This is a genomic window from Mesorhizobium sp. RCAM 05104, from assembly GCF_059683645.1.
This window is the reverse complement of sequence record NZ_CM185033.1, coordinates 2,914,436-2,936,884: the sequence shown is the minus strand read 5'-3', so window position 1 is coordinate 2,936,884 and position 22,449 is coordinate 2,914,436. Positions and strand designations below refer to the sequence as shown.

Genomic DNA, 22,449 nt, shown 5'->3' with positions numbered 1-22,449 from the left:
TGATTCGCGCGACTCGGAAGTATGCATGGAGCGCCTTGCCGGCCGGATAATTCTGCTTTGGGGTTGGCGGCGCGCGCTCGTCGCGTTTCTCGCGGGGGCGCTGGCGGTGCTTGGCCAGGCACCTTACGATTTCTTCGCCGCCTGTTTCATCTCGTTTCCCTTGCTGGTCTGGCTGCTCGACGGCGCCACTGGCGAAGCGTCCGGGAGCCTGTTCCGGCGCTTGCGTCCGGCCTTTGCCGTCGGCTGGTGGTTCGGCTTCGGCTATTTCCTTGCCGGCCTGTGGTGGATCGGCTCGGCGCTGCTGGTCGAGGCTGACAGCTTTGCCTGGGCGCTTCCCTTCGCGGTGGTCGGCATTCCCTTCGCGCTCGCCTTTTTCTATGGCTTTGCGGCAATGGTGGCGCGGCTTTTGTGGAGCAGCGACATAGGCCGTATTGCCGCCCTTGCCTTCGGCTTCGGGCTGGCGGAGTGGCTGCGCGGTTTCCTGTTCACCGGTTTTCCCTGGAATGCGATCGGCTACGCCGCAATGCCCGTTCCCTTGCTGATGCAGAGCGTCTCGGTCACCGGCATGATCGGCATGAACGTGCTCGCCGTCTTCCTGTTCGCACTGCCGGCGCTGCTGGTGGCACGCCGGCATCTTCGCCTTGGCGCGGTGCTGTTTGTCATCCTCGCCGCTGCCCATGCCGGCTTCGGCTATGTCAGGCTTACCGCTCCCGAGAAGCCGGCGGCGCGCAGCCTGGATGTCCGTATCGTTCAGCCGGCCGTGGACCTGTCGGAAAAGTGGGACGCCTCGGTTCGCGACCGCATCTTCGCGGTCCTGATGGGCCTGTCGGCCAAGGCACCGGACCCCGGTCATGCAGAGCCGCAACTGATCCTGTGGCCGGAAACCTCGGTGCCGTTCCTGTTCACCGAGCGGCCCGACGCGTTGACGGCGCTGGGCGACATGCTGGGCGATGGCCAGACGCTGATAGCCGGCGTCGTGCGCGAGGAAGGCGGCTCGGCCGCCAACGCCGACAGTCGCTACTACAACTCCGTGGTGGCGATCGACGACAAGGGTGAAATCACTGATGCCGTGGACAAGGTTCATCTGGTGCCGTTCGGCGAATACCTGCCTTTCGCCGACCTGCTCGAGCGCTTCGGCATCGAGCAGCTGGTTGCCGGGCCGATGACGTTTACCGCCGGCAACGAGCGGCACGCCCTCACACTGCCGGGCGGCATCCGCGCGCTGCCATTTATTTGTTATGAGGTGATTTTTCCCGATCTGGTGGCAGTTGACGCAACGTCAGCGCAGCTTATTGTGAACGTCACAAATGATGCCTGGTTCGGCGATACGCCTGGTCCGTACCAGCATTTCAGGCAGGCTCAGATTCGCGCGGTGGAGAATGGATTGCCATTGTTGCGTGCTGCCAACAACGGCATCTCGGCCGTTGTCGATCCACGCGGACGCATCGTCGATGCGCTGGCGATCGATGCGCGCGGAGCCATCGATGCACATGTGCCGATTTCCGAACAGAGGATCGTATCCTCCGGCCAGCGGTGGATTAACGGAATGCTGATCATGTTGCTGTTTGCCGTTGCGGCGGCGCTGTTGAACGTAAGGCAAAGGCTACGGGTGAATTGACAGCCCGCACATTAGAAACTCATACTGTAACGCCTGAAATTTCTCGAAGTCGGTTGATCGTTCTGTTGGGGCAGTTGCCTCCGGCTCCATTTGGGCAGGAAAAAATAGAGAAAGCCGAAAAAATTCGGCGAGGAAAAAATGGCAGAAGACAACAAGAAAAAACCGAATCCGATCGATATCCATGTTGGGAGCCGCATCCGGCTTCGCCGCAATATGCTGGGAATGAGCCAGGAGAAACTGGGCGAGAATCTCGGCATCACATTTCAACAAATTCAGAAATATGAAAAGGGCACCAATCGCGTCGGCGCCAGCCGCCTGCAGGCGATCGCTTCCATACTCGGCGTGCCTGTTGCCTTCTTTTTCGAGGATGCGCCCGGCCAGGAGGCCGTTGCCGGCCGTGGCTTTGCCGAAGATGCGTCGATGGCTTTCGCCGTCGAATTCTGCGGCAGTCCCGAAGGTCTTCAGCTCAACCGGGCCTTTGTCAAGATCGCCGACGCCAAGGTGCGTCGCAGGATCATAGATCTGGTCAAGTCCCTCTCGGCCGACGATCCCGACTGATCCGCAATCCCGTTGCACCGGCGGTAACTTGCCGCCGGTGGCACAAGATAACTGCATTGACATTCATGCCAGTACGGCGGCACCGCTTGACGAGCGACGCTCCGCCCCGCTAACACGTGGCGCGCCAAAATCGGCAGCCTGCCGATCGTTTTTCAAGAGGGGACACCCGTGACGCGGCAGAATTACTTCTTTACCTCGGAATCCGTTTCCGAGGGCCACCCCGACAAGGTCTGTGACCGGATCTCCGACGAGATCGTCGATCTGGTCTATCGCGAAGCCAAGAAGACCGGCATGGATCCGTGGAAAGTCCGCGTCGCCTGCGAGACGCTGGCAACCACCAACCGCGTCGTCATCGCCGGTGAGGTGCGCGTCCCCGAGACGCTGTTGAAGAAGGACAAAGAAGGCAACATCCTGAAGGATGCCGCCGGTCACCCGATCGTCAACCCGGCCAAGTTCAAGTCGGTCGCCCGCAAGGCGATCCGTGAGATCGGCTACGAGCAGGCCGGCTTCCACTGGAAGACGGCCAAGATCGAGGTTCTGCTGCACGGCCAGTCGCCCGATATCGGCCAGGGCGTCGACAACGCTTCCGACCGTCAGGGCGAGGAAGGTGCCGGCGACCAGGGCATCATGTTCGGCTATGCCTGCCGCGAGACGCCGGACCTGATGCCGGCGCCGATCTACTACAGCCACAAGATCCTCGAACTGCTGGCCGCGGCCCGCCACGAAGGCAGCGGCGAGGCCGGCAAGCTCGGGCCGGACGCCAAGAGCCAGGTCACCGTTCGCTACGTCGACGGCAAGGCGGCGGAAGCGACGCAGATCGTGCTCTCCACCCAGCACCTCGATGCAAGCTGGGACTCCAAGAAGGTGCGTCAGGTTGTCGAGCCCTATATCCGCGAGGCCCTGGGCGACCTCAAGATCGCCGACAATTGCATGTGGTACATCAATCCGACCGGCAAGTTCGTCATTGGCGGACCGGATGGTGATGCCGGGCTGACCGGGCGCAAGATCATCGTCGACACCTATGGTGGTGCGGCACCCCATGGCGGCGGCGCCTTCTCCGGCAAGGACACCACCAAGGTCGACCGTTCCGCGGCCTATGCGGCCCGCTATCTGGCCAAGAATGTCGTCGCGGCGAAACTCGCCGACCGTTGCACGATCCAGCTTTCCTACGCCATTGGCGTCGCCCAGCCGCTGTCGGTCTATGTCGACCTGCACGGCACCGGCAAGGTCGACGAGGCCAAGCTCGAGGAAGCGCTGCGCACCGTCATGGATCTCTCGCCGTCCGGCATCCGTCGCCATCTCGATCTCAACAAGCCGATCTATGCCAAGACGTCGTCCTACGGCCATTTCGGCCGCAAGGCCGGCCGGGATGGGTCTTTCTCCTGGGAGAAGACCGATCTCGCCAAGGCACTCAAGGACGCGGTTGCCGCCTGATAGCGGCGCCAAGGCCTCGCTATGGAACCGAAGGACAGACCACGCCGCGCGACCGAAGCATTTTTCGGTCGCCGGCGCGGCAAGACCATGCGTCCGCAGCAGGCGGCCGCGCTGGAAAGCGGCTTCGGCAGATACCGGCTCGATCTGACGGCTGAACCGCCGGCTGATCCGCGCTCTCTGTTTGAGGCGGATGTTTCGGCCGTTCGCCTCGAAATTGGCTTTGGCGGCGGCGAACATCTGCTGCATCGCGCCACCGAGGCGCCGACGATCGGCTTTATCGGCGTCGAACCCTTCGTCAACGGCATGGCCAAGATGATGATGGCGGTCAAGGAAAAGCCACTCGCCAATCTTCGGGTTTATGACGACGACGCCACCCGGCTGCTCGACTGGTTGCCGCAAGCTTCGCTCGACGGCATCGACCTTCTCTATCCGGATCCCTGGCCGAAGAAGAAGCACTGGAAGCGCCGTTTCGTCAGCCCCGTCAATCTCGACCGTTTCGCGCGCGTCCTGAAGCCGGGTTCAAAATTCCGCTTCGCCTCCGACATCGACACCTATGTAAACTGGACTTTGCTGCATTGCCGGGCGCATGGCGGGTTCGCCTGGCAGGCTTCGGAGGCGGCGGACTGGCATCGTCCCTATCACGGCTGGCCCGGCACACGCTACGAGGCGAAGGCCATTCGTGAGGGTCGGCGGCCGGCCTATCTTACCTTCGTGCGGGGCTGATCCCGGTTCGCCGTTGAAAAGGTGACGCGCACGCGCAGACCGCGATCGTCCTTGCCCGCCGACAGATCGAGCCGGCCGCCGAACAGCGCCCCGATCTCCTCTACGATCGGCAGGCCCAGCCCAGCGCCCGGCTTGCCGCCGGCATCGCCGCGCACGAAGCGCTGGCGTACGCTGTCCAGTTTGTCCGCCGCGATACCGGGTCCGGTGTCTTCCACTTCCAGAACGAAATCAGCGCCGCTACCGAAAACCTTGACGGTCGCCTCCGCCCCGCTGCCGGCATAGGCAAGCACATTTTCGATCAGATTGCGGATCATCTCGCTCAACAGCATCGGCTCGCCGCGGACAAACAGCGACCGCTCGCCCTCGAAGCCGAGGTCGATGCCGACACTGCGGGCGTGGGCGACAAAGTCGGCAGTCAGCGTCTGCGCAAGTTCGGTCAGATTGATCGCGCCAAGGCTCTTCAGCCGATCGGACAGCGCTTCGTCGACCTTGGCAAGCAACAGGAGCTGGGCGATGACCCGCTCGGCATGGGCGATCGCCTCGTCACCGATCGCGGCGGCATGGCGTGCCTCTTCAAGCGAATGAGCGCGCGCCGAAAGCGCCAGCTGTGTGCGGATGATGGCCAGCGGCGTGCGCAGCTGATGGCTGGCATTGCCCGTGAAATGCCGCATCGCGCCGAGCGCCGAACCAAGTCTTCCCATGAACGAGTTGACGGTGTCGACCAGCCCGCGCACCTCCTTTGGCACCGACTGTTCGATCGGGTGCAAATCGTCGGGGTTGCGCTCGGCAATGGCATCGCGCAGCCGATAGAGCGGCCTCAGCGAAAAGGTGACGGCGAGCCACACGATCGCCGCTGCACCGCCGATCAGGATGGCCAGGCGCAATGCGGAGCGCAACAGGATGGTGCGGGCCAGTTGCGAGCGGGCAATGGTCGTTTCGGCGACGGTAACGACAAAGGGCACGGAACTCGCCCCCGTCGAAGCGGCGCGGGACAGCGATGTCAGTCGGATAGGCTCGCCGCGAAAACTGCCATCGGCATAGCCGCTTTCCTCCCGCGCAAGCCCTTTGATCACCGGCAACGTCTGATAGCCGGTTATGAAGACGCCACCGGGGCCGTCGACGCGGTAGAAGACGCGGTCTTGCGCCGCCGACGTCAGCATTTCGAGCGCCACATAGGGAACGTCGACCTCCAGCATGCCGTTCTCGGCCACCACGATGCGCTCGGCAATGGCCAGCGCCGAGCCGGCCAGCACGCGGTCTGATACGGCGTTTGCCGTGTTCACGGCCTCGCGATAAGTGTCGGCGAGCGCAATCAGGCCCATGATGACCAGCGGCACCAGCAGCCAGACCAGCAGCCGCCCTCGCAGCGAATATGGCATTGTCCGCACCATCAGGCGCTTGGGATCTTTTCGAGATAGTAGCCAATGCCGCGTGCGGTTCTGACCGTCAGTCCGTAAGGCGCCAGCCGCTTGCGCAGGCGACTGGCATATTGCTCGATGGCGTTGGCGCTCAGGTCCTCGTCGAAACCGGCAAGCGATTCGATAATCGCCTGCTTGGCCACCACCTTGCCGGCGCGCATGAACAGCGTTTCGAGCAACGCCAGCTCCCGCGCGGGAATGTCGATTGCTGCGCCCTGGGACGAGAAACTGCGCGTGTTGAGGTCGAGCACCACCTCGCCAAAGGCAACGGTGGCTGCCTTGAGGCCTGCGCGACGGCGCAGCAACGTGCGGACCCGCGCCTCCAGTTCGCCCACATCGAAGGGCTTGACCATGTAGTCGTCGGCGCCAAGGTCGAGCCCCTTGACCCTTTCGTCCAGCGAGTGGCGTGCCGACAGGATCAGCACCGCCGCGTCATGCTGGCGGCCGCGCATGGTGCGCAACACCTCGAGACCATCCATCTGGGGCAGGTTAAGGTCGAGAATGACGAGGTCGAACCGCTCGGTGGCAAGTACCGCCACCGCCGACGCACCATCGCCGACCACGTCGACGGCGTAGCCGCTGCCTCTCAGCACGGCTGCAAGTCCATCGGCCAACGTCTGATTGTCCTCTACCACCAGAATGCGCACTGGGTTCTCCCTGCACGGACGATGCCTATTCGACAGGCAAAGGTCCAGAGCCGCGTCATTTGCGTCCATCGCGTGTCGCCGTTGTACGACCCGCATTGTTGATGCATGGTCTGGCGACCATGCGCTTGGCCATACTCACCGTTCTGGTTTGTCTTTCGCCGCCCGCGCGGGCCGAGGTCACCCTCTTTCCCGCACTTGACGGCGCTTCGAATGCACGCACGCTGGTCGTCTATTCCTCGCTTGACGCGCCGTTGGCCAAACCGATGATCGACGGCTTCCAGAGGGCCAATCCCGATGTCGCCGTGCGCTACGAGGATTTGCTGACGACCGACATCTATGATCGTGTCGTGGCCGAAACGGACGCCGGCAAGGGCACCGCCGACATTGCTTTTTCCTCGGCCATGGACCTCCAGGTCAAGCTCGCCAATGACGGCTATGCTCAGGAAAGCCGTCTGCCGCTCTCCGATCGCTGGCCGCGCTGGGCAAACTGGCGCGACACGGCCTATGCGCTGACCTTCGAGCCCGCGGTGTTCGTCTATCACAAGCCGAGCTTCAAGGACGTTCCGCCGCCGGCCACGCGCGGCCAGTTCGTCGATTTCCTCAGGACCCAGGGCGACAAGGTCTATGGCCGCATCGCCACTTACGACATCGAGCGTTCCGGCGTTGGTTTCATGTTCATGGCGCGCGACCAGGAGCAATATCCGGACATCTGGTCGGTGATCCGCGCCATGGGAGCGGCAGGAGTGAAGCTCTATTCGACCAGCTCCGCCATCCTCGAGCGGATCGCCGATGGCCGCTTTGTGCTTGGCTACAACATCCTGGGTTCTTATGCCGCCGATTGGGCCGCCAGAGATCCCGACGTCGGCATTGTCCTGCCCAAGGACTATACGGTAGTGATGTCGCGCATCGGGCTGGTGCCGACCGGCTCCCACTCACCCGACCTCGGTCGCCGCTATCTTGAATATTTCATGTCCGCGGAAGGACAGACGGTGATGGCGCGCGAACTCGAGATCGCTGCCGTCAATCCAGAGGTATCGGGTGAGAACACGGCAAACAGGATGCAGGAGGTTCTCGGCGCACAATTGCGTCCGGTCCCGGTCAGCCCGGGCCTGATGGTCTATCTCGACCAGGTAAAGCGCATGCGCCTCATCGAACGCTGGAACGCGGCGCTGCGCAGTCCCTGATAGCGCGATATGCCTATCCTGTTGCATCGGTGTCAGTCTGATGTCAGGTTGCCATGCTAGGTAGGTTTTGGCCCATCCGTGGAGGCGGCGAGGCTCGGAAAGTTCGGGAGGACTTCGAACACGTTTCCGCAAAGACTACCGACGGCCGGCACTGCCGCCGTGCAGGTGGCCTGGAAACGCTGCCCATAGTGGCCGGACGCTGAGCCGGCCAGCTCCTTCCTTGTTATTTCGGGACGCTGCCTGACGCGGGCTTCGAAACTGAACAAGCATTTGCCCCGCACATGCGGGTAGCAAGGGAGGAACGGCAAATGAAGCAATTCGTGTTGGCATCCATCATCGCGGGCGCACTCGCCCTGCCGGCCGCGGCGGCCGACTACAAGATCATGGCTCCCGCAGCCCCCGGCGGCGGTTGGGACCAGACGGCACGCTCGATGCAGACCGCGCTCCAGGACGAAAAGATATCAAGCAGCGTGCAGGTCAACAACGTTCCTGGAGCCGGCGGCACCATCGGCCTCGCGCAGTTCGTCAATCAGGCCAATGGCGATCCGACCCAGCTCATCGTCGGTGGCTATGTCATGGTCGGCGCGATCCTTACCAACGCTTCGCCGGTGACGCTCGACCAGATCACCCCGATCGCCCGCCTGACCGGCGAATATGAAGCGATCGTTGTTCCGGCCGCGTCCGACATCAAGGATATGGCCGGGCTGGTTGCCAAGCTCAAGGCTGATCCGGGCGCGGTCTCCTGGGGCGGCGGTTCTGCCGGAGGGACCGACCACATTGCCGCGGGCCTTCTTGCCAAGGCCGTTGGCGTCGACCCCACCAAGATCAACTACATCGCCTTTTCCGGCGGTGGTGAAGCTCTTGCCGCCATTCTTGGCGGCCAGGTGACGGTCGGCATTTCGGGCTATGGCGAATTCGAATCGCAGATCAAGGCCGGTCAGCTTCGCATCATCGGCATCTCCAGCGAGACCAAGGTCGAAGCCATCGATGCGCCGACCTTCAAGGAAGGCGGTGTGGATGTTTCCATCCAGAACTGGCGCATGGTTGCTGCCGCTCCCGGCCTCTCCGCCGATCAGAAAGCCGCCGTGCTTGCCGACGTGGACAAAATGGTGCAGTCGGCGTCGTGGAAGAAGATTCTCGCCGACAAGGGCTGGGCCAACACCTATCTCGCCGGTGACGAATTCTCCGCCCAGCTCAAGAAGGACACCGAAGCGACGGCGGCGATCCTGAAAGATATCGGTCTGGTGAAATGAGCCAGACCGACCACCAGCAAGCGAAGCGCCGCCCGGATCGGGCGGCGCTTGTCATCGCCGCCGCCCTCGCCATCGTGGCCGTGGTGATTGCGTGGAGCACCGCCAGCCACGGTGCCGGGGCCAATTATGCGCGCGTCGGCCCCACGACCTTTCCATACTTCATTGCCGCGGTGTTTCTTGGTCTGTCGATCTGGACGGCTTTCGAGGCCTTTCGCGGCGATTTTCCCGAACGCGAACATCAGGAGATCAGTCCGATCCTGTGGATCGTCGGCGGCCTCGTGGCCCAGATGCTGCTGCTGAAGGTGGCCGGCTTCGCGATTGCCACGGGCCTGCTTTTTGCCGCGACCGCGCGCGCGTTTGGCCGTGGCCCGTTGTGGCAGACGATCCCGATCGGCTTCGTCCTGTCATTCATCATCTGGATCATCTTCGCCAAGGGGCTGCAGCTTTCGCTGCCTGCCGGCCCGCTCGAACAGCTGTTCTAGCGATTTTCGTGGGAGTTCGGCCCTGATGGATACGTTCGGTCTGCTGGCGCAAGGGTTGTTGACGGCTCTCCAGCCGATGAACCTGCTTTATGCGCTCATCGGCGTCACGCTCGGCACGGCTGTCGGCGTTCTTCCCGGCATTGGCCCGGCGCTCACCGTGGCGCTGCTTCTGCCGGTTACCTACAAACTGGACCCGGCCGGCTCGCTGATCATGTTTGCCGGCATCTACTATGGCGGCATGTATGGCGGCTCGACGACGTCGATCCTGCTCAACACGCCGGGCGAAAGTGCCTCGATCGTTACCGCGCTGGAAGGCAACAAGATGGCTCGCGCCGGGCGCGGCGGGCCGGCACTGGCGACGGCCGCCATTGGCTCTTTCGTCGCCGGGCTGATTGCCACTATCGGCCTCGCCTTCATCGCGCCAACGATCGTCAAGATGGCGTTGTCGTTCGGTCCGGCCGAATATTTCGCGCTGATGATCCTCGCCTTCATGACCGTTTCGGCTGCCTTCGGCGACTCGACGCTACGCGGTCTCACCGCGCTGTTCATCGGTCTGGGGCTCGGGTTGATCGGTATTGACCTGCAGACAGGGCAGGCGCGTCTCGCCTTCGGTATTCCCGACCTGCTCGATGGTATCGAGGTGACCACTCTAGCGGTGGCGCTCTTTGCCATCGGCGAAGCACTGAGCGTTGCCGCCGGCAAGAGCAGCAGTTCAACCATACAGGCGGTCAAGGGTTCGGTCTGGATGACCCGCGAGGACTGGCGCCGCTCATGGAAGCCTTGGCTGCGTGGCACCGCCATAGGCTTCCCGATCGGCGCAATGCCGGCTGGTGGCGCCGAAATCGGCACGTTCCTTTCTTACTCGGTGGAAAAGCAGCTTGCGGAAAAACCGGAAGAATTCGGCCACGGCGCGATCGAAGGCGTTGCAGGTCCGGAAGCGGCCAACAACGCTTCGGCTGCCGGCACGCTGGTGCCGTTGCTGACGCTGGGACTGCCGACCACGGCCACGGCTGCGATCATGCTGGCTGGCTTCCAGCAGTTCGGGCTGCAACCAGGCCCGCTGCTGTTCGCCACGAATCCTCAGCTTGTCTGGGGTCTGATTGCCAGCCTGCTCGTTGCCAATCTGATGCTTCTGGTGCTCAACCTGCCGCTGATCGGTGTTTGGATCAAGCTTTTGACGATACCGACACCCTGGCTCTATGCCGGCATCCTGACGTTTGCGACGCTCGGAACGATCGGTGCCAATGCAGCCGTGTCGCAGGTCAACGTCCTGGGTCTGTTCACTTTGCCCGTTTCGTTCGAACTGGGCATGCTTTTGGCGTTCGGCCTGCTCGGCTACGGCCTGCGCCGCTTCGGCTATCCGATTGCGCCGGTTGTGGTGGGATTGATCCTGGGGCCGATGGCGGAGCAGCAACTGCGCCGCGCGCTGGCCATCAGCCAGGGCGATCTGTTGATCCTGGTCGGATCTCCGATTGCGGTGATTCTGTTGCTGCTAGCGGCGACCGCGGTGCTTTTGCCGCTCTATCTGCGGGCCCGTGGCCGAGGCAAGGTTCTGGCTCAGCTTGGCGCCAATGAGGACTGACAGGCTCTAGAAGCGCCGGATTCGGTGGAAATCGCGCGGTTCGATGCCCAGCGCCACCAGGTCCCGATTGTCGGGACGGCGACCGCGCTCAACAGCAGCCGATACGGTAATTGCACTGCCAAACAGGCGGATCAGTTCGCCAATAGCGCCAAACGGCTTGTAGGTATTCATTTGTTTTCTTCCTTGCTGCCGTGCATCATCGAAATTGCACGACCCACAGCACATAGGTACTGGAAAGACAGCCGGTTAGTGGCGCGACTGCATGCTTGCCATGCGCGTGCTGCAACAGTCGGTTGAATTCCGTTCGGGGGGCGCTGCCGCCTACGGGACTTGAAAGGCGCGCCACCTTCGTTTATATCAGCTTCAAATTCTTGGTCGGTATGACGAAGAGTGGGTCCACCCGGTCCCGCTCTTTTTTGTTACCTGCCGATAGCTTCGAATCGAACGACAGGGATCGAATGACTGCAACGGCAAGCGAGGGCGACGATCGCATCATCCGCGAGAGCGGCATCGATGCGCGCATCGCGTTGATCGTCCAGCCGGTGCTGCGCGCGATCGGCTTCCGCCTTGTGCGGGTGCATCTGTCGGGCCAGAACGGGCTGACGCTGCAGATCATGGCCGAACGCGAGGACGGCACCATGACCGTCGAGGATTGCGAAGAGGTCAGCCGCGCGGTGTCGCCGGCGCTCGATGTCGATGATCCGATCGAAAAGGCCTATCATCTCGAGGTCTCGTCGCCCGGTATCGACCGGCCATTGGTCCGCAAGTCTGATTTCGCGACGTGGACGGGTCATCTGGTCAAGATGGAAACATCGATCATTGTCGCCGATCGCAAGCGGTTCAAGGGCAAGATCGTCGAGGCCGGTGAAAATGACGTGCTGATCGAGCGCGACAAGGCCGCCTATGGCGAAGAGCCGACGGTGCGCGTACCTTACGATGCGATCGCCGAAACCCGGTTGATCCTGACCGACGATCTCATCCGTGACGCGCTGTCGAAGGACAACAGGGCGCGCAAGGAAGCGAAGAAACGCCGCGGCGAGCCGGAAGACGAGGCGCCAGAGGGCGCGGAAAACGAAACCGAACAGGAAATGTGATTGGGCTGCCGGGCGTAAAAGCTCGGCAACAAGCTCGGGAGAAAAAACATGGTTGTAAGCGCCAACAGGCTTGAACTGCTGCAGATCGCCGATGCGGTCGCGCGTGAAAAGTCGATCGACAAGTCGATCGTCATCGCCGCCATGGCCGATGCGATCCAGAAGGCAGCGCGTTCGCGTTACGGCCAGGAGACCAACATCCGTGCCGACATCAATCCCAACACCGGCGAGATGAAGCTGCAGCGGCTGATGGAAGTGGTCGAGAAGGTCGATGACTACGCCACGCAGATCGCCATATCCTCGGCGCGTGAGCGCAATCCCGACGCCCAGCTCGGCGACTTCATCGCCGAACAGCTGCCGCCGATGGATTTCGGCCGCATCGCCGCCCAGTCGGCCAAGCAGGTCATCGTGCAGAAGGTGCGCGAGGCAGAGCGCGACCGCCAGTACGACGAATACAAGGACCGCATCGGCGAAATCGTCAACGGCACGGTCAAGCGCGTCGAATACGGCAATGTCATTGTCGATCTTGGCCGTGGCGAGGCGATCATCCGTCGCGACGAGCTGATCCCGCGCGAGAACTACAAATATGGCGATCGCGTCCGCGCCTATGTCTACGATGTGCGTCGCGAGCAGCGCGGCCCGCAGATATTCCTGTCGCGCACCCATCCGCAGTTCATGGCGAAGCTGTTCACCATGGAAGTGCCTGAGATCTATGACGGCATCATTGAGATCAAGTCGGTCGCCCGCGACCCGGGCTCGCGTGCCAAGATCGCCGTCATCTCGCGGGACTCATCGATCGATCCGGTCGGCGCCTGCGTCGGCATGCGCGGCAGCCGCGTCCAGGCGGTCGTCGGCGAATTGCAGGGTGAGAAGATCGACATCATTCCGTGGTCGCCTTCCGCCGCGTCCTTCATCGTCAACGCGCTGCAGCCGGCCGAAGTCGCCAAGGTCGTGCTCGACGAGGATGCCGAACGCATTGAGGTCGTGGTTCCCGACGACCAGCTGTCGCTGGCCATCGGCCGCCGCGGCCAGAACGTGCGGCTCGCCTCGCAGCTCACCGGCTGGGATATCGACATCCTGACCGAGGCCGAGGAATCCGAGCGCCGCCAGAAGGAATTCGTCGAGCGCTCGTCGCTGTTCATGGAAGCCCTCGACGTCGACGAGATGGTCGGCCAGGTGCTGGCCTCCGAAGGCTTCACCAGCGTCGAGGAAGTCGCCTATGTCGATGCCGGCGAGATCGCCTCGATCGATGGCTTCGACGAAGACACTGCTTCGGAGATCCAGACCCGCGCCCGCGAGTATCTGGAGAAGATCGAGGCCGAGCACGACGACAAGCGCAAGGCGCTGGGCGTCAAGGACGAGCTGCGCGAAATTCCCGGCATCACCACCGCCATGATGGTGACGCTCGGTGAGGACGGCATCAAGACGATCGAGGATTTCGCTGGCTACGCGGCTGACGACCTGACCGGCTGGAAGGAACGCAAGGACGGCGAGACAAAGGTATTTCCGGGTGTGCTCGCCAGCCATGGCGTGACGCGCGCCGATGCCGAGCAGATGGTTCTGGCCGCCCGCCTCAAGGCCGGCTGGATCACCGAAGACGAGCTTGCAGCCGAAGAAGAACCGGCTGACGAAGCCGTTGGTGCGTGAGGTGAAACCGCATCGCACCGAACCCGCCCTTGGACGAGATGAACGATCGCACCTGCATCGTCACCCGCAGGCAGGCCGAACCGGATGAACTGATCCGGTTCGTCGTCGGCCCGGATTCGGCCGTCGTTCCAGACATCAAGAGAAATCTGCCCGGCCGTGGTTGCTGGGTGAGCGCCGACCGCCTACATATCGACAAGGCTGCGGCGAAAAACCTCTTTGCCCGCGCCTTCAAGGCACAGGTGGTCGTGCCGCCCGATCTTGGCGGCATGGTCGACGGGTTGCTCTCCAGATACGCCCTGGGCATGCTGGGGCTTGCACGCAAGGCAGGCGCAATTTCGCTTGGCGCCACCAAGGTGGAGAGCGCGGTGCGCGGCGGGCTGGCGCTTTTCGTGCTCCATGCGGCCGAGGCATCCGACGACGGCGTACGCAAGATCAGCCAGGCGCGGCGGGCGACAGTCCATCTCGGCGGGCCTGCTATCCTTGCCTACAAACTTTTCTCCGAGGCCGAGTTGAGCTTGGCATTGGGGGGTACAAATGTGATACATGCTGCCGTTCTCGCGGGAGACGCGGGCAGGGCGGTCCAGAAGCGCATGGTTGCGCTCGACCGGTATCGGGGCGGTTCCCCGGACGATCTGGCAATGCTTGCGGCTGTTGCTGACGAAGATGATGCCGCAGAGGATATGGAATGAGCGATACGAAATCGGGTGACGACAATACGCTGAGTGTGACGCCGAAGAAGACCTTGACGCTGAAGCGCCCCGGTATGGAACAGGGCACTGTGCGCCAGAACTTCTCGCACGGCCGCACCAAGCAGGTCGTCGTCGAAACCAAGAAGCGCAAGTTCTCGATGCCCGGCGACAAGCCGGAGCCGGTTGCCGCACCGGTGTTCACGCCGAAGCCGCCGGTCGTGGCAGCGCCCGTCGTGCAGGAAGCGCCCAAGGCGCCGCCGCCACCGCCGCAGCCTCCGGTCGAGCGCAGCGGCATGGTGCTGAACGAACTGTCGCGCAGTGAAATGGAAGCGCGCCGCAGGGCGCTCGAAGGCTCGAAGGTGCGTGAGGTCGAGGACCGTCAGCGCGCCGCCGAGGACGCCAAGCGCCGCGCCGAGGACGAAGAACGCCGCAAGCGCGAACGCGAGGAATCCGCCCGCCGCCAGGCCGAGGAAGAGGCGCGGTTGCAGGCCGAGGCCGAGTCCCGCCGCCGGGCCGAGGAAGAGGCACGCCGCCGTGCGCCGCTGGCCGCTGAACTGGCGACGGTCGACGACGAGGAAGAGGTCAAGCCGAAGCGGACTGGCGCCGGTGCGCCGGTGCGCCGTCCGGTCACGCCCGAAGTGGCGCGCCCGGCCAAGCCGACCAAGAGCGAGGAAGACCGCCGCCGGGGCAAGCTGACGCTGAATTCAGCATTGTCCGACGAAGACGCGCGGGCTCGTTCGCTGTCGTCGATGCGTCGCCGCCAGGAGAAATTCAAGCGCGCGATGCACAATGAGCCGCGCGAGAAAGTCATGCGCGAAGTGATCCTGCCAGAAACCATTACCATCCAGGAACTTGCGCAACGCATGTCCGAGCGCGCCGTCGACCTGGTCAAGTTCTTCATGAAGCAGGGCCAGATCCTGAAGCCGGGCGACGTCATCGACGCCGACACGGCCGAGCTGGTCGCCACCGAATTCGGCCACACGGTTCGCCGCGTCGCCGAATCCGACATCGAGGAAGGCCTGTTCAACATCGCCGACAATGCCGAGGACCTGGTGTCGCGTCCGCCTGTGGTGACGATCATGGGCCATGTCGATCACGGCAAGACCTCGCTGCTCGACGCCATCCGCAACGCCAATGTCGTGTCCGGCGAGGCCGGCGGCATCACCCAGCACATCGGCGCCTATCAGGTCGAGAAGAATGGTCACAAGATCACCTTCATCGACACGCCCGGCCACGCCGCCTTCACGGCAATGCGCGCCCGCGGTGCCCAGGCAACCGACATCGCCATCCTGGTGGTGGCGGCCGACGACAGCGTGATGCCGCAGACGATCGAATCCATCAGCCATGCCAAGGCGGCCGGTGTTCCGATCATCGTGGCGATCAACAAGATCGACAAGCATGATGCCGATCCGCAGAAGGTGCGTTCGGAACTGTTGCGCCACGAGGTCTTCGTCGAATCGATGGGCGGTGAAGTGCTGGACGTCGAAGTGTCGGCGACCAAGGGCACCAATCTCGATAAGCTGCTCGAGGCGATCCTGCTGCAGGCCGAAATTCTGGACCTGAAGGCCAATCCGGACCGCACCGCCGAGGGTGTTGTCATCGAAGCTCAGCTCGACAAGGGCCGTGGCCCGGTTGCCACCGTGCTGGTGCAGACCGGCACGCTGATGCCGGGTGATATCCTTGTCGCCGGCAACGAATGGGGCCGGGTGCGTGCTCTGGTCAACGATCGTGGCGTGCAGATCAAGGAAGCGCCGCCGGCGATGCCGGTCGAAGTGCTTGGCCTGCAAGGCACGCCGCAGGCCGGCGACCGCTTTGCCGTGGTCAACAACGAGGCCCGTGCCCGCGAAATCACCGAGTACCGCCAGCGTCTGGCGCGTGAGAAGGCGGTTGCCAAGCATGCCGGCCAGCGCGGCTCGCTCGAGCAGATGATGTCGCAATTGCAGACGAGCGGACTGAAGGAATTCCCGCTGGTCATCAAGGGCGACGTGCAGGGCTCGATCGAGGCGATCAACGCGGCGCTGGACAAGCTCGGCACCGACGAGGTGCGTGCGCGCATCGTTCATGCCGGCGCCGGCGCCATCACCGAAAGCGACGTGTCGCTGGCGGAGACTTCGGGTGCGGCGATTATCGGCTTCAATGTCCGCGCCAACGTCCAGGCGCGTGCCGCTGCCGCGGCGGCGGGCATCGAGATCCGCTACTACTCGATCATCTACAATCTTGTGGATGACGTGAAAGCGGCTCTGTCGGGCCTGTTGTCGCCGGAACGCCGCGAGACCTTCATCGGCAATGCGCAGATTCTCGAGATCTTCGACATCACCAAGGTCGGCAAGATCGCCGGCTGCCGTGTCACCGAAGGCAAGGTCGAGCGTGGCGCGGGCGTGCGCCTGATCCGCGACAACGTCGTCATCCACGAAGGCACGCTGAAGACGCTGAAGCGCTTCAAGGACGAGGTTTCGGAAGTTCCAGGCGGCCAGGAGTGCGGCATGGCCTTCCAGAACTACGAGGACATGCGTGTCGGCGACGTCATCGAGTGCTTCCGCGTCGAGATGGTGACCCGGACGCTCTGAGTTCGAGTGACTTGTCCATACCGGGCGGTGGTCGAAAGACCGCCGCCCAACACATATGAGACATGCGGCACGGTCCCATCCCGCGCCTCACGCTTTCAGGATTGAGAAAAATGCCCCGTCCAACCACTTCAAGCCCATCCCAGCGCATGCTGCGTGTCGCCGAACAGGTGCGCCATGCGCTGTCCGAAACCTTGCAGCGCGGTGAGATCATCGATCCGCTGATCGAGAATACCGTGGTTTCGGTCTCGGAAGTGCGTATGTCTACCGATCTGAGGGTCGCCACCGCTTTCGTTTCGCCACTCGGCGCCAAGGACACCGGAGCGGTGGTCGAGGCGCTCAACAAGCATGCGAAATTCGTGCGTGGCCGTGTCTCCGGCGCGCTGCGGCAGATGAAGTTCATGCCGGAGTTCCGCTTCAAGCTCGACACCTCCTTCGACAATTTCGCGAGGATCAATGAGCTCCTCAAGTCGCCCGAAGTGGCGCGCGACCTGGACCCGGACGACCAAGATAAAGCCGACCAGAACAAAGACGACAACAAGGACACCGAATAGTGGCGCGTCGCGGCAAGAAGAAGGGCCGGCCGATCTCGGGCTGGCTGGTGCTGGACAAGCCGGTCGGCATGGGTTCGACCGAAGCCGTCTCCAAGATCAAGTGGCTGTTCCAGGCGGACAAGGCCGGCCATGCCGGCACGCTCGATCCGCTGGCTTCCGGCATGCTGCCGATCGCGCTCGGCGAAGCCACCAAGACCGTGCCTTACGTGCAGGATGGCGCCAAGATCTATCGTTTCACCGTTGCCTGGGGGCAGGAGCGTTCGACCGACGACCTCGAGGGTCCGGTAACCAAGGACTCTGACCAGCGTCCGTCGGAGGCCGAGGTGTTGGCGCTGCTGCCGAAATACACCGGCGTCATCATGCAGACGCCACCGCAATTCTCGGCCATCAAGATCGCCGGCGAGCGCGCCTATGACCTGGCCCGCGAGGGCGAGACGGTCGACATCCCGCCGCGCGAGGTCGAGATCGGCCGTCTCGATCTTGTCGAGCACGAGGCCGACCACACTGTTTTCGAGGTCGAGTGCGGCAAGGGCACGTATGTGCGTTCGCTGGCCCGCGACATGGGCCGCGATCTCGGCTGTTTCGGCCACATTTCCGAACTGCGCCGGGTCGAGGTCGAGCCGTTCACGCCGGAAGACTTCGTCACCATCGCCGAGCTGGAAGCTGCTCGCTTCGGTGAAAAGGGCGACGAAGGTTCGGAAACGGCCGATGAAGTGGAAAAGCCGATCGATTTCGGTGCGATCGACGCGCTGCTGGTCGACACGTCGGCCGCGCTCGACTGTCTGCCGCAGATCGCCATCAGCGACGATGCGGCGACAAGGATCCGCCTCGGCAATCCGGTCATTATTCGCGGGCGCGATGCGCCGGTCGAAGCGGAAGAAGCCTGCGCCACCGCACGCGGCAAGCTGGTCGCCATCGGTGCGATCGAGCAAGGCATGTTCAAGCCCAAGCGGGTCTTTGCCGGGTGACGGCGCTCGTCTAGTTTCTTTCGACACGACGCGCGAGGGGATCATGACAAAGGCTGAGACGGTCAAGAAGCGGGCGCCCGTGAGGACGCGGCGGCCACCGGTCGGCGCGTCGCCCGGCACGCTGATCGCTGACCCGACGGCGCGGCGCTCGGAACTGCGGCTGACCCTGATCTCGCCGCAAAAGTTCAAGACCATCGACAACGCCAGCATCGACGACGTCGCCGCCAATTGCGAAAAATGGCCGATCATTTGGCTCGATTGTACCGGACTCGCCAACATTTCGCTGATTGAGGAGATCGGCCGCATTTTCAGCCTTCACCCGTTGGCGCTGGAAGACGTCGTCAACACTGGCCAGCGGCCGAAGGTGGATTTCTTCGAGGACCATGCCTTCGTCGTCGTCAGGATGATCGACGACGTCACCGCGCACCGCTACGAGCAGATCGCCGTTTTCTTCGGCAAGGGTTTCGTAGTCACTTTCCAGGAACGGGAAGGCGATCCGTTCGATCCGGTGCGCAAGCGCATCGAGAGCTCGGCGCCCAACCGGCTGCGCGCGCGTGGCGCCGATTATCTTGCCTACGCGCTGATCGATGCCATCGTCGACAGCTATTTCCCGCCAATCGAGACTGCCGGCGACCTGGTCGACAGCATCGAGGACGAGATGATGAATATGCCGCACAAGCATCAGATGCGGCAGCTGCACGAATTGCGGCGCGACGCCAATGTGTTGAAGGGCGTGCTGTGGCCGATGCGCGATGCGCTGGCGACCCTGATCCGCAACGACGTGCCCTACGTGAAGGCCGAGACCAAGGTCTTCCTCAACGACACGCTCGATCACTCGCTGCGGCTGATCGAATTGGTGGAAACCCAGCGCGACATGCTGACCGGCCTGATCGAGATGCATCTGTCGCTGAGCCAGGCGCGCACCAATGATGTCATCAGCTACCTGACCATCGTCTCCGTCATCTTCATGCCGCTGACCTTCCTGGTCGGCGTGTGGGGCATGAATTTCAGTCCCGACGCCTCTCCATGGAACATGCCGGAACTGCGATCCTACTACGGTTATCCGGCCGCACTCGTCTTCATGCTGCTTGTCGCGATCGGGCTGATCGCCTTCTTCAGATGGAAGAAGTGGCTCTAGCCGCGGCGAAAGTCTTCTTTTGGACCACAAAAGCTGCGACGAAGCCGGCTTGTGAATTGGGCTGGTGTTTTCCGGGGAATTGCACTATATGCGCCGCAGCATCGCGCCCTGACGCGTTGCGTGCACCGGCCCCTGCTGGACGACATCCCGGCTGAGGGCGACCCGTTTCCTCAAACAGATAAGGAAAAACACGATGTCGATTACTGCCGAGCGCAAAAAGGAATTGATGGGTGAATTCGCAACCGCCAAGGGCGATACCGGGTCTCCGGAAGTCCAGGTGGCCATCCTTTCCGAGCGCATCAAGAACCTGACCGACCATTTCAAGGACCACAAGAAGGATAACCATTCCCGCCGTGGTCTGCTCGCTCTCGTCTCCCAGCGCCGCAGCCTGCTTGATTATCTCAAGCGCAAGGACGACGCGCGCTATCAGACGCTGATCGAGAAGCTCGGTCTGCGCCGTTGACGAATTGACCGGCGGGCTTTCTTCGGAGAGCCCGCCGGTCGCGCATTCTGCCAATCGTATCGATTGGCCAGACCCGGTTTCGAGCGTGCAGAGGGCCACTCGAAACCGCCCATGGACGGTCATGGGGCAGGATTGCAGGACGCTCGCGCGCGCTCGCCGCGCCGAAATTACCCGAGCTTCCCGTTGTCTTGCCCGTGGCTGCCCGAGAAAGGAAGCCAGGGAAAGGGCATCCGCGCACCGTGAAACGGCGCGGCCCTTTCCGCTTATTAAGGACAAGACATGTTCAATTACCACAAAGTGGAAATCGAATGGGGCGGCCGTCCGCTCATCCTCGAAACCGGCAAGATCGCGCGCCAGGCTGACGGCGCGGTGCTCGCCACCTACGGCGAGACCAAGGTTCTCGCCACCGTCGTTTCGATGAAGGAGCCGAAGCCCGGCCTCGATTTCTTCCCGCTGACCGTCAACTACCAGGAAAAGACCTACGCCGCCGGCAAGATCCCGGGTGGCTATTTCAAGCGCGAAGGCCGCCCGAGCGAAAAGGAAACGCTGGTTTCCCGCCTGATCGACCGCCCGATCCGCCCGCTGTTCGCAGCAGGCTACAAGAACGACACCCAGATCGTCGTCACCGTCGTTCAGCATGACCTCGAGAACGATCCCGACATCCTGTCGATCGTTGCCACCTCGGCGGCGCTGACCCTGTCGGGCGTGCCCTTCATGGGCCCGGTCGGCGGTGCCCGCGTTGGTTACATCAACGGCGAATATGTGCTCAACCCACATGTCGACGAGATGCAGGAATCGAAACTCGACCTCGTCGTCGCCGGCACCGCCGACGCCGTACTGATGGTCGAGTCCGAAGCCAAGGAACTTGGCGAAGAGCTGATGCTCGGTGCCGTCATGTTCGGCCACAAGGGCTTCCAGCCGGTGATCGACGCCATCATCAAGCTGGCCGAAGTTGCCGCCAAGGAGCCGCGCGACTTCACCGCGCCGGACTATTCCGCGCTTGAAGCCGAGATGCTGAAGATCGTCGAAGGCGAACTTCGCGACGCTTACAAGAACGTCGACAAGCAGAAGCGCTACGCCGCCGTCGACGCCGTCAAGGCCAAGGTCAAGGCCGCGTTTGCGCCGGCTGAAGGCGAAGAGGCCAAGTACACCTCCGAGCAGATCGGCACCGTGTTCAAGGAACTCCAGGCCAAGGTCGTGCGCTGGAACATCCTCGACACCGGCTCGCGCATCGATGGCCGCGATCTCAAGACGGTCCGCAAGATCGTCTCGGAAGTCGGCGTCCTGCCGCGTACCCATGGTTCGGCGCTGTTCACCCGCGGCGAGACCCAGGCACTGGTCGTTGCCACGCTCGGCACCGGCGAGGACGAGCAGTATGTCGATTCGCTGACCGGCATGTACAAGGAGAAGTTCCTCCTGCACTACAACTTCCCTCCCTATTCCGTCGGTGAGACCGGCCGCATGGGGTCGCCGGGCCGCCGCGAAATCGGCCACGGCAAGCTCGCCTGGCGCGCCATTCGCCCGATGCTGCCGAGCGCTGACCAGTTCCCCTACACGCTGCGCGTCGTCTCGGAGATCACCGAGTCCAACGGCTCGTCGTCGATGGCCACCGTCTGCGGCACCTCGCTGGCGCTGATGGATGCGGGCGTTCCGCTGGCCAAGCCGGTCGCCGGCATCGCCATGGGCCTGATCAAGGAAGGCGAGCGCTTCGCCGTGCTCTCCGACATCCTTGGCGACGAGGATCACCTCGGCGACATGGACTTCAAGGTCGCCGGCACCGCCAACGGCATCACCTCGCTGCAGATGGACATCAAGATCGAGGGTATCACCGAGGAGATCATGAAGATCGCGCTGGACCAGGCCAAGGATGGCCGCCAGCACATCCTCGGCGAAATGGCTCATGCCCTGACCGGCGCCCGCCCCGAACTCGGCGAGTTCGCGCCGCGCATCGAGGTCATGCACATCCCGACCGACAAGATCCGCGACGTGATTGGTTCGGGCGGCAAGGTCATCCGCGAGATCGTCGAGAAGACCGGCGCCAAGATCAACATCGAGGATGACGGCACGGTCAAGATCGCTTCGTCCAACGCCAAGGAGATCGAGGCGGCCAAGAAGTGGATCCACACCATCGTCGCCGAGCCGGAAGTCGGCGAGATCTACGAAGGAACGGTCGTCAAGACCGCCGACTTCGGCGCTTTCGTCAACTTCTTCGGCCCGCGTGACGGCCTCGTCCACATCTCGCAGCTTGCCAATGACCGGGTCGCCAAGACCTCGGACGTTGTCAAGGAAGGCGACAAGGTCTGGGTCAAGCTGATGGGCTTCGACGAGCGCGGCAAGGTTCGCCTGTCGATGAAGGTCGTCGACCAGGCCACCGGCAAGGAACTCGCTCGCGACAAGAAGACCGAAGGCGAAGAAAACGCCGCCTGATCGGTCCGG

20 protein-coding genes are annotated in these 22,449 nt (G+C 63.0%); 17 read left to right on the top strand and 3 right to left on the bottom strand.

Annotated elements, in window-relative coordinates:
- Positions 1 to 25 precede the first annotated feature (25 nt).
- From lnt to trmB, 4 genes are all read left to right on the top strand, one after another.
- Complete coding sequence (gene lnt, locus AC56QP_RS14485; RefSeq protein ID WP_489859277.1) at positions 26 to 1,618, top strand: apolipoprotein N-acyltransferase; 1,593 nt, start codon at positions 26 to 28, stop codon at positions 1,616 to 1,618.
- Positions 1,619 to 1,756: 138 nt separating this feature from the next.
- Positions 1,757 to 2,176 (top strand): helix-turn-helix domain-containing protein, encoded by a 420-nt coding sequence (locus tag AC56QP_RS14480; RefSeq protein WP_091579562.1) that lies wholly within the window; start codon positions 1,757 to 1,759, stop codon positions 2,174 to 2,176.
- A gap of 168 nt (positions 2,177 to 2,344) precedes the next feature.
- The gene (gene metK, locus AC56QP_RS14475; RefSeq protein WP_269906113.1) at positions 2,345 to 3,610 is read left to right on the top strand and encodes a methionine adenosyltransferase; all 1,266 of its coding nucleotides are present in this window, start codon (positions 2,345 to 2,347) and stop codon (positions 3,608 to 3,610) included.
- Positions 3,611 to 3,631: 21 nt separating this feature from the next.
- Positions 3,632 to 4,333 carry a tRNA (guanine(46)-N(7))-methyltransferase TrmB gene (gene trmB, locus AC56QP_RS14470; RefSeq protein ID WP_489859278.1) on the top strand — a complete coding sequence of 234 codons (702 nt, stop codon included), beginning with the start codon at positions 3,632 to 3,634 and terminating at the stop codon, positions 4,331 to 4,333.
- On the opposite strand, the gene AC56QP_RS14465 is transcribed toward trmB, so the two are convergent.
- Positions 4,309 to 5,712 (bottom strand): sensor histidine kinase, encoded by a 1,404-nt coding sequence (locus tag AC56QP_RS14465; protein ID WP_489859279.1) that lies wholly within the window; start codon positions 5,710 to 5,712, stop codon positions 4,309 to 4,311. The two genes, trmB and AC56QP_RS14465, sit on opposite strands and share 25 nt — an antisense overlap.
- Before the next feature lie 11 nt (positions 5,713 to 5,723).
- Complete coding sequence (locus tag AC56QP_RS14460; RefSeq protein ID WP_489859280.1) at positions 5,724 to 6,398, bottom strand: response regulator transcription factor; 675 nt, start codon at positions 6,396 to 6,398, stop codon at positions 5,724 to 5,726.
- 119 nt (positions 6,399 to 6,517) lie between these two features.
- Between AC56QP_RS14460 and AC56QP_RS14455 the strand changes: the two genes are divergently transcribed.
- The 4 genes from AC56QP_RS14455 to AC56QP_RS14440 all read left to right on the top strand — a co-directional run bounded on the left by AC56QP_RS14455 (position 6,518) and on the right by AC56QP_RS14440 (position 10,899).
- On the top strand, positions 6,518 to 7,582 hold the full coding sequence (locus tag AC56QP_RS14455; RefSeq protein WP_489863602.1) for an ABC transporter substrate-binding protein: 1,065 nt from the start codon (positions 6,518 to 6,520) through the stop codon (positions 7,580 to 7,582).
- A gap of 308 nt (positions 7,583 to 7,890) precedes the next feature.
- Positions 7,891 to 8,835, top strand: a complete 945-nt coding sequence (locus tag AC56QP_RS14450) for a Bug family tripartite tricarboxylate transporter substrate binding protein (protein WP_489859281.1) — start codon at positions 7,891 to 7,893, stop codon at positions 8,833 to 8,835.
- Positions 8,832 to 9,317, top strand: a complete 486-nt coding sequence (locus AC56QP_RS14445) for a tripartite tricarboxylate transporter TctB family protein (protein WP_489859282.1) — start codon at positions 8,832 to 8,834, stop codon at positions 9,315 to 9,317. The genes AC56QP_RS14450 and AC56QP_RS14445 overlap by 4 nt, the downstream gene beginning before the upstream one ends.
- A gap of 25 nt (positions 9,318 to 9,342) precedes the next feature.
- On the top strand, positions 9,343 to 10,899 hold the full coding sequence (locus AC56QP_RS14440; protein WP_489859283.1) for a tripartite tricarboxylate transporter permease: 1,557 nt from the start codon (positions 9,343 to 9,345) through the stop codon (positions 10,897 to 10,899).
- A 6-nt stretch (positions 10,900 to 10,905) separates the two neighbouring features.
- Here the strand turns inward: AC56QP_RS14440 and AC56QP_RS14435 are convergent, their stop codons facing one another.
- A complete protein-coding gene (locus tag AC56QP_RS14435) occupies positions 10,906 to 11,070 on the bottom strand; it encodes a hypothetical protein (protein WP_256748942.1) in 165 nt (54 codons plus the stop codon).
- A 287-nt stretch (positions 11,071 to 11,357) separates the two neighbouring features.
- Here AC56QP_RS14435 and rimP point away from each other — a divergent pair, with 287 nt between their 5' ends.
- The 9 genes from rimP (at position 11,358) to pnp (ending at position 22,440) form a co-directional block, all read left to right on the top strand.
- Positions 11,358 to 11,993: a ribosome maturation factor RimP gene (rimP, locus tag AC56QP_RS14430; RefSeq protein ID WP_256748941.1), complete on the top strand. Its 636-nt coding sequence runs from the start codon at positions 11,358 to 11,360 to the stop codon at positions 11,991 to 11,993.
- 48 nt (positions 11,994 to 12,041) lie between these two features.
- Complete coding sequence (gene nusA / locus AC56QP_RS14425; RefSeq protein WP_489859284.1) at positions 12,042 to 13,637, top strand: transcription termination factor NusA; 1,596 nt, start codon at positions 12,042 to 12,044, stop codon at positions 13,635 to 13,637.
- 38 nt (positions 13,638 to 13,675) lie between these two features.
- Positions 13,676 to 14,326 (top strand): RNA-binding protein, encoded by a 651-nt coding sequence (locus AC56QP_RS14420; RefSeq protein WP_091580046.1) that lies wholly within the window; start codon positions 13,676 to 13,678, stop codon positions 14,324 to 14,326.
- On the top strand, positions 14,323 to 16,893 hold the full coding sequence (gene infB / locus AC56QP_RS14415) for a translation initiation factor IF-2 (protein ID WP_489859285.1): 2,571 nt from the start codon (positions 14,323 to 14,325) through the stop codon (positions 16,891 to 16,893). The genes AC56QP_RS14420 and infB overlap by 4 nt, the downstream gene beginning before the upstream one ends.
- Positions 16,894 to 17,003: 110 nt before the next feature.
- Positions 17,004 to 17,444, top strand: coding sequence for a 30S ribosome-binding factor RbfA (gene rbfA, locus AC56QP_RS14410; protein WP_489859286.1), 441 nt, complete (start codon positions 17,004 to 17,006; stop codon positions 17,442 to 17,444).
- Positions 17,444 to 18,412 (top strand): tRNA pseudouridine(55) synthase TruB, encoded by a 969-nt coding sequence (truB, locus tag AC56QP_RS14405; protein ID WP_489859287.1) that lies wholly within the window; start codon positions 17,444 to 17,446, stop codon positions 18,410 to 18,412. The genes rbfA and truB overlap by 1 nt, the downstream gene beginning before the upstream one ends.
- A gap of 43 nt (positions 18,413 to 18,455) precedes the next feature.
- The gene (gene corA / locus AC56QP_RS14400; RefSeq protein WP_489859288.1) at positions 18,456 to 19,550 is read left to right on the top strand and encodes a magnesium/cobalt transporter CorA; all 1,095 of its coding nucleotides are present in this window, start codon (positions 18,456 to 18,458) and stop codon (positions 19,548 to 19,550) included.
- A 193-nt stretch (positions 19,551 to 19,743) separates the two neighbouring features.
- The gene (gene rpsO, locus AC56QP_RS14395) at positions 19,744 to 20,013 is read left to right on the top strand and encodes a 30S ribosomal protein S15 (RefSeq protein ID WP_006337962.1); all 270 of its coding nucleotides are present in this window, start codon (positions 19,744 to 19,746) and stop codon (positions 20,011 to 20,013) included.
- Positions 20,014 to 20,292: 279 nt separating this feature from the next.
- Positions 20,293 to 22,440 carry a polyribonucleotide nucleotidyltransferase gene (gene pnp, locus AC56QP_RS14390; protein WP_489859289.1) on the top strand — a complete coding sequence of 716 codons (2,148 nt, stop codon included), beginning with the start codon at positions 20,293 to 20,295 and terminating at the stop codon, positions 22,438 to 22,440.
- The last annotated feature ends 9 nt before the right edge of the window (positions 22,441 to 22,449 follow it).

Coding starts and splice junctions, on each gene's coding strand:
- rbfA (WP_489859286.1), top strand. CDS start 17,004: ATGCCCCGTCCAACCACTTCAAGCCCATCCCAGCGCATGCTGCGTGTC.
- corA (WP_489859288.1), top strand. CDS start 18,456: ATGACAAAGGCTGAGACGGTCAAGAAGCGGGCGCCCGTGAGGACGCGG.
- AC56QP_RS14445 (WP_489859282.1), top strand. CDS start 8,832: ATGAGCCAGACCGACCACCAGCAAGCGAAGCGCCGCCCGGATCGGGCG.
- AC56QP_RS14440 (WP_489859283.1), top strand. CDS start 9,343: ATGGATACGTTCGGTCTGCTGGCGCAAGGGTTGTTGACGGCTCTCCAG.
- lnt (WP_489859277.1), top strand. CDS start 26: ATGGAGCGCCTTGCCGGCCGGATAATTCTGCTTTGGGGTTGGCGGCGC.
- AC56QP_RS14435 (WP_256748942.1), bottom strand. CDS start 11,070: ATGAATACCTACAAGCCGTTTGGCGCTATTGGCGAACTGATCCGCCTG.
- rpsO (WP_006337962.1), top strand. CDS start 19,744: ATGTCGATTACTGCCGAGCGCAAAAAGGAATTGATGGGTGAATTCGCA.
- infB (WP_489859285.1), top strand. CDS start 14,323: ATGAGCGATACGAAATCGGGTGACGACAATACGCTGAGTGTGACGCCG.
- AC56QP_RS14480 (WP_091579562.1), top strand. CDS start 1,757: ATGGCAGAAGACAACAAGAAAAAACCGAATCCGATCGATATCCATGTT.
- AC56QP_RS14455 (WP_489863602.1), top strand. CDS start 6,518: ATGCGCTTGGCCATACTCACCGTTCTGGTTTGTCTTTCGCCGCCCGCG.
- pnp (WP_489859289.1), top strand. CDS start 20,293: ATGTTCAATTACCACAAAGTGGAAATCGAATGGGGCGGCCGTCCGCTC.
- AC56QP_RS14465 (WP_489859279.1), bottom strand. CDS start 5,712: ATGCCATATTCGCTGCGAGGGCGGCTGCTGGTCTGGCTGCTGGTGCCG.
- AC56QP_RS14420 (WP_091580046.1), top strand. CDS start 13,676: ATGAACGATCGCACCTGCATCGTCACCCGCAGGCAGGCCGAACCGGAT.
- trmB (WP_489859278.1), top strand. CDS start 3,632: ATGGAACCGAAGGACAGACCACGCCGCGCGACCGAAGCATTTTTCGGT.
- rimP (WP_256748941.1), top strand. CDS start 11,358: ATGACTGCAACGGCAAGCGAGGGCGACGATCGCATCATCCGCGAGAGC.
- AC56QP_RS14450 (WP_489859281.1), top strand. CDS start 7,891: ATGAAGCAATTCGTGTTGGCATCCATCATCGCGGGCGCACTCGCCCTG.
- nusA (WP_489859284.1), top strand. CDS start 12,042: ATGGTTGTAAGCGCCAACAGGCTTGAACTGCTGCAGATCGCCGATGCG.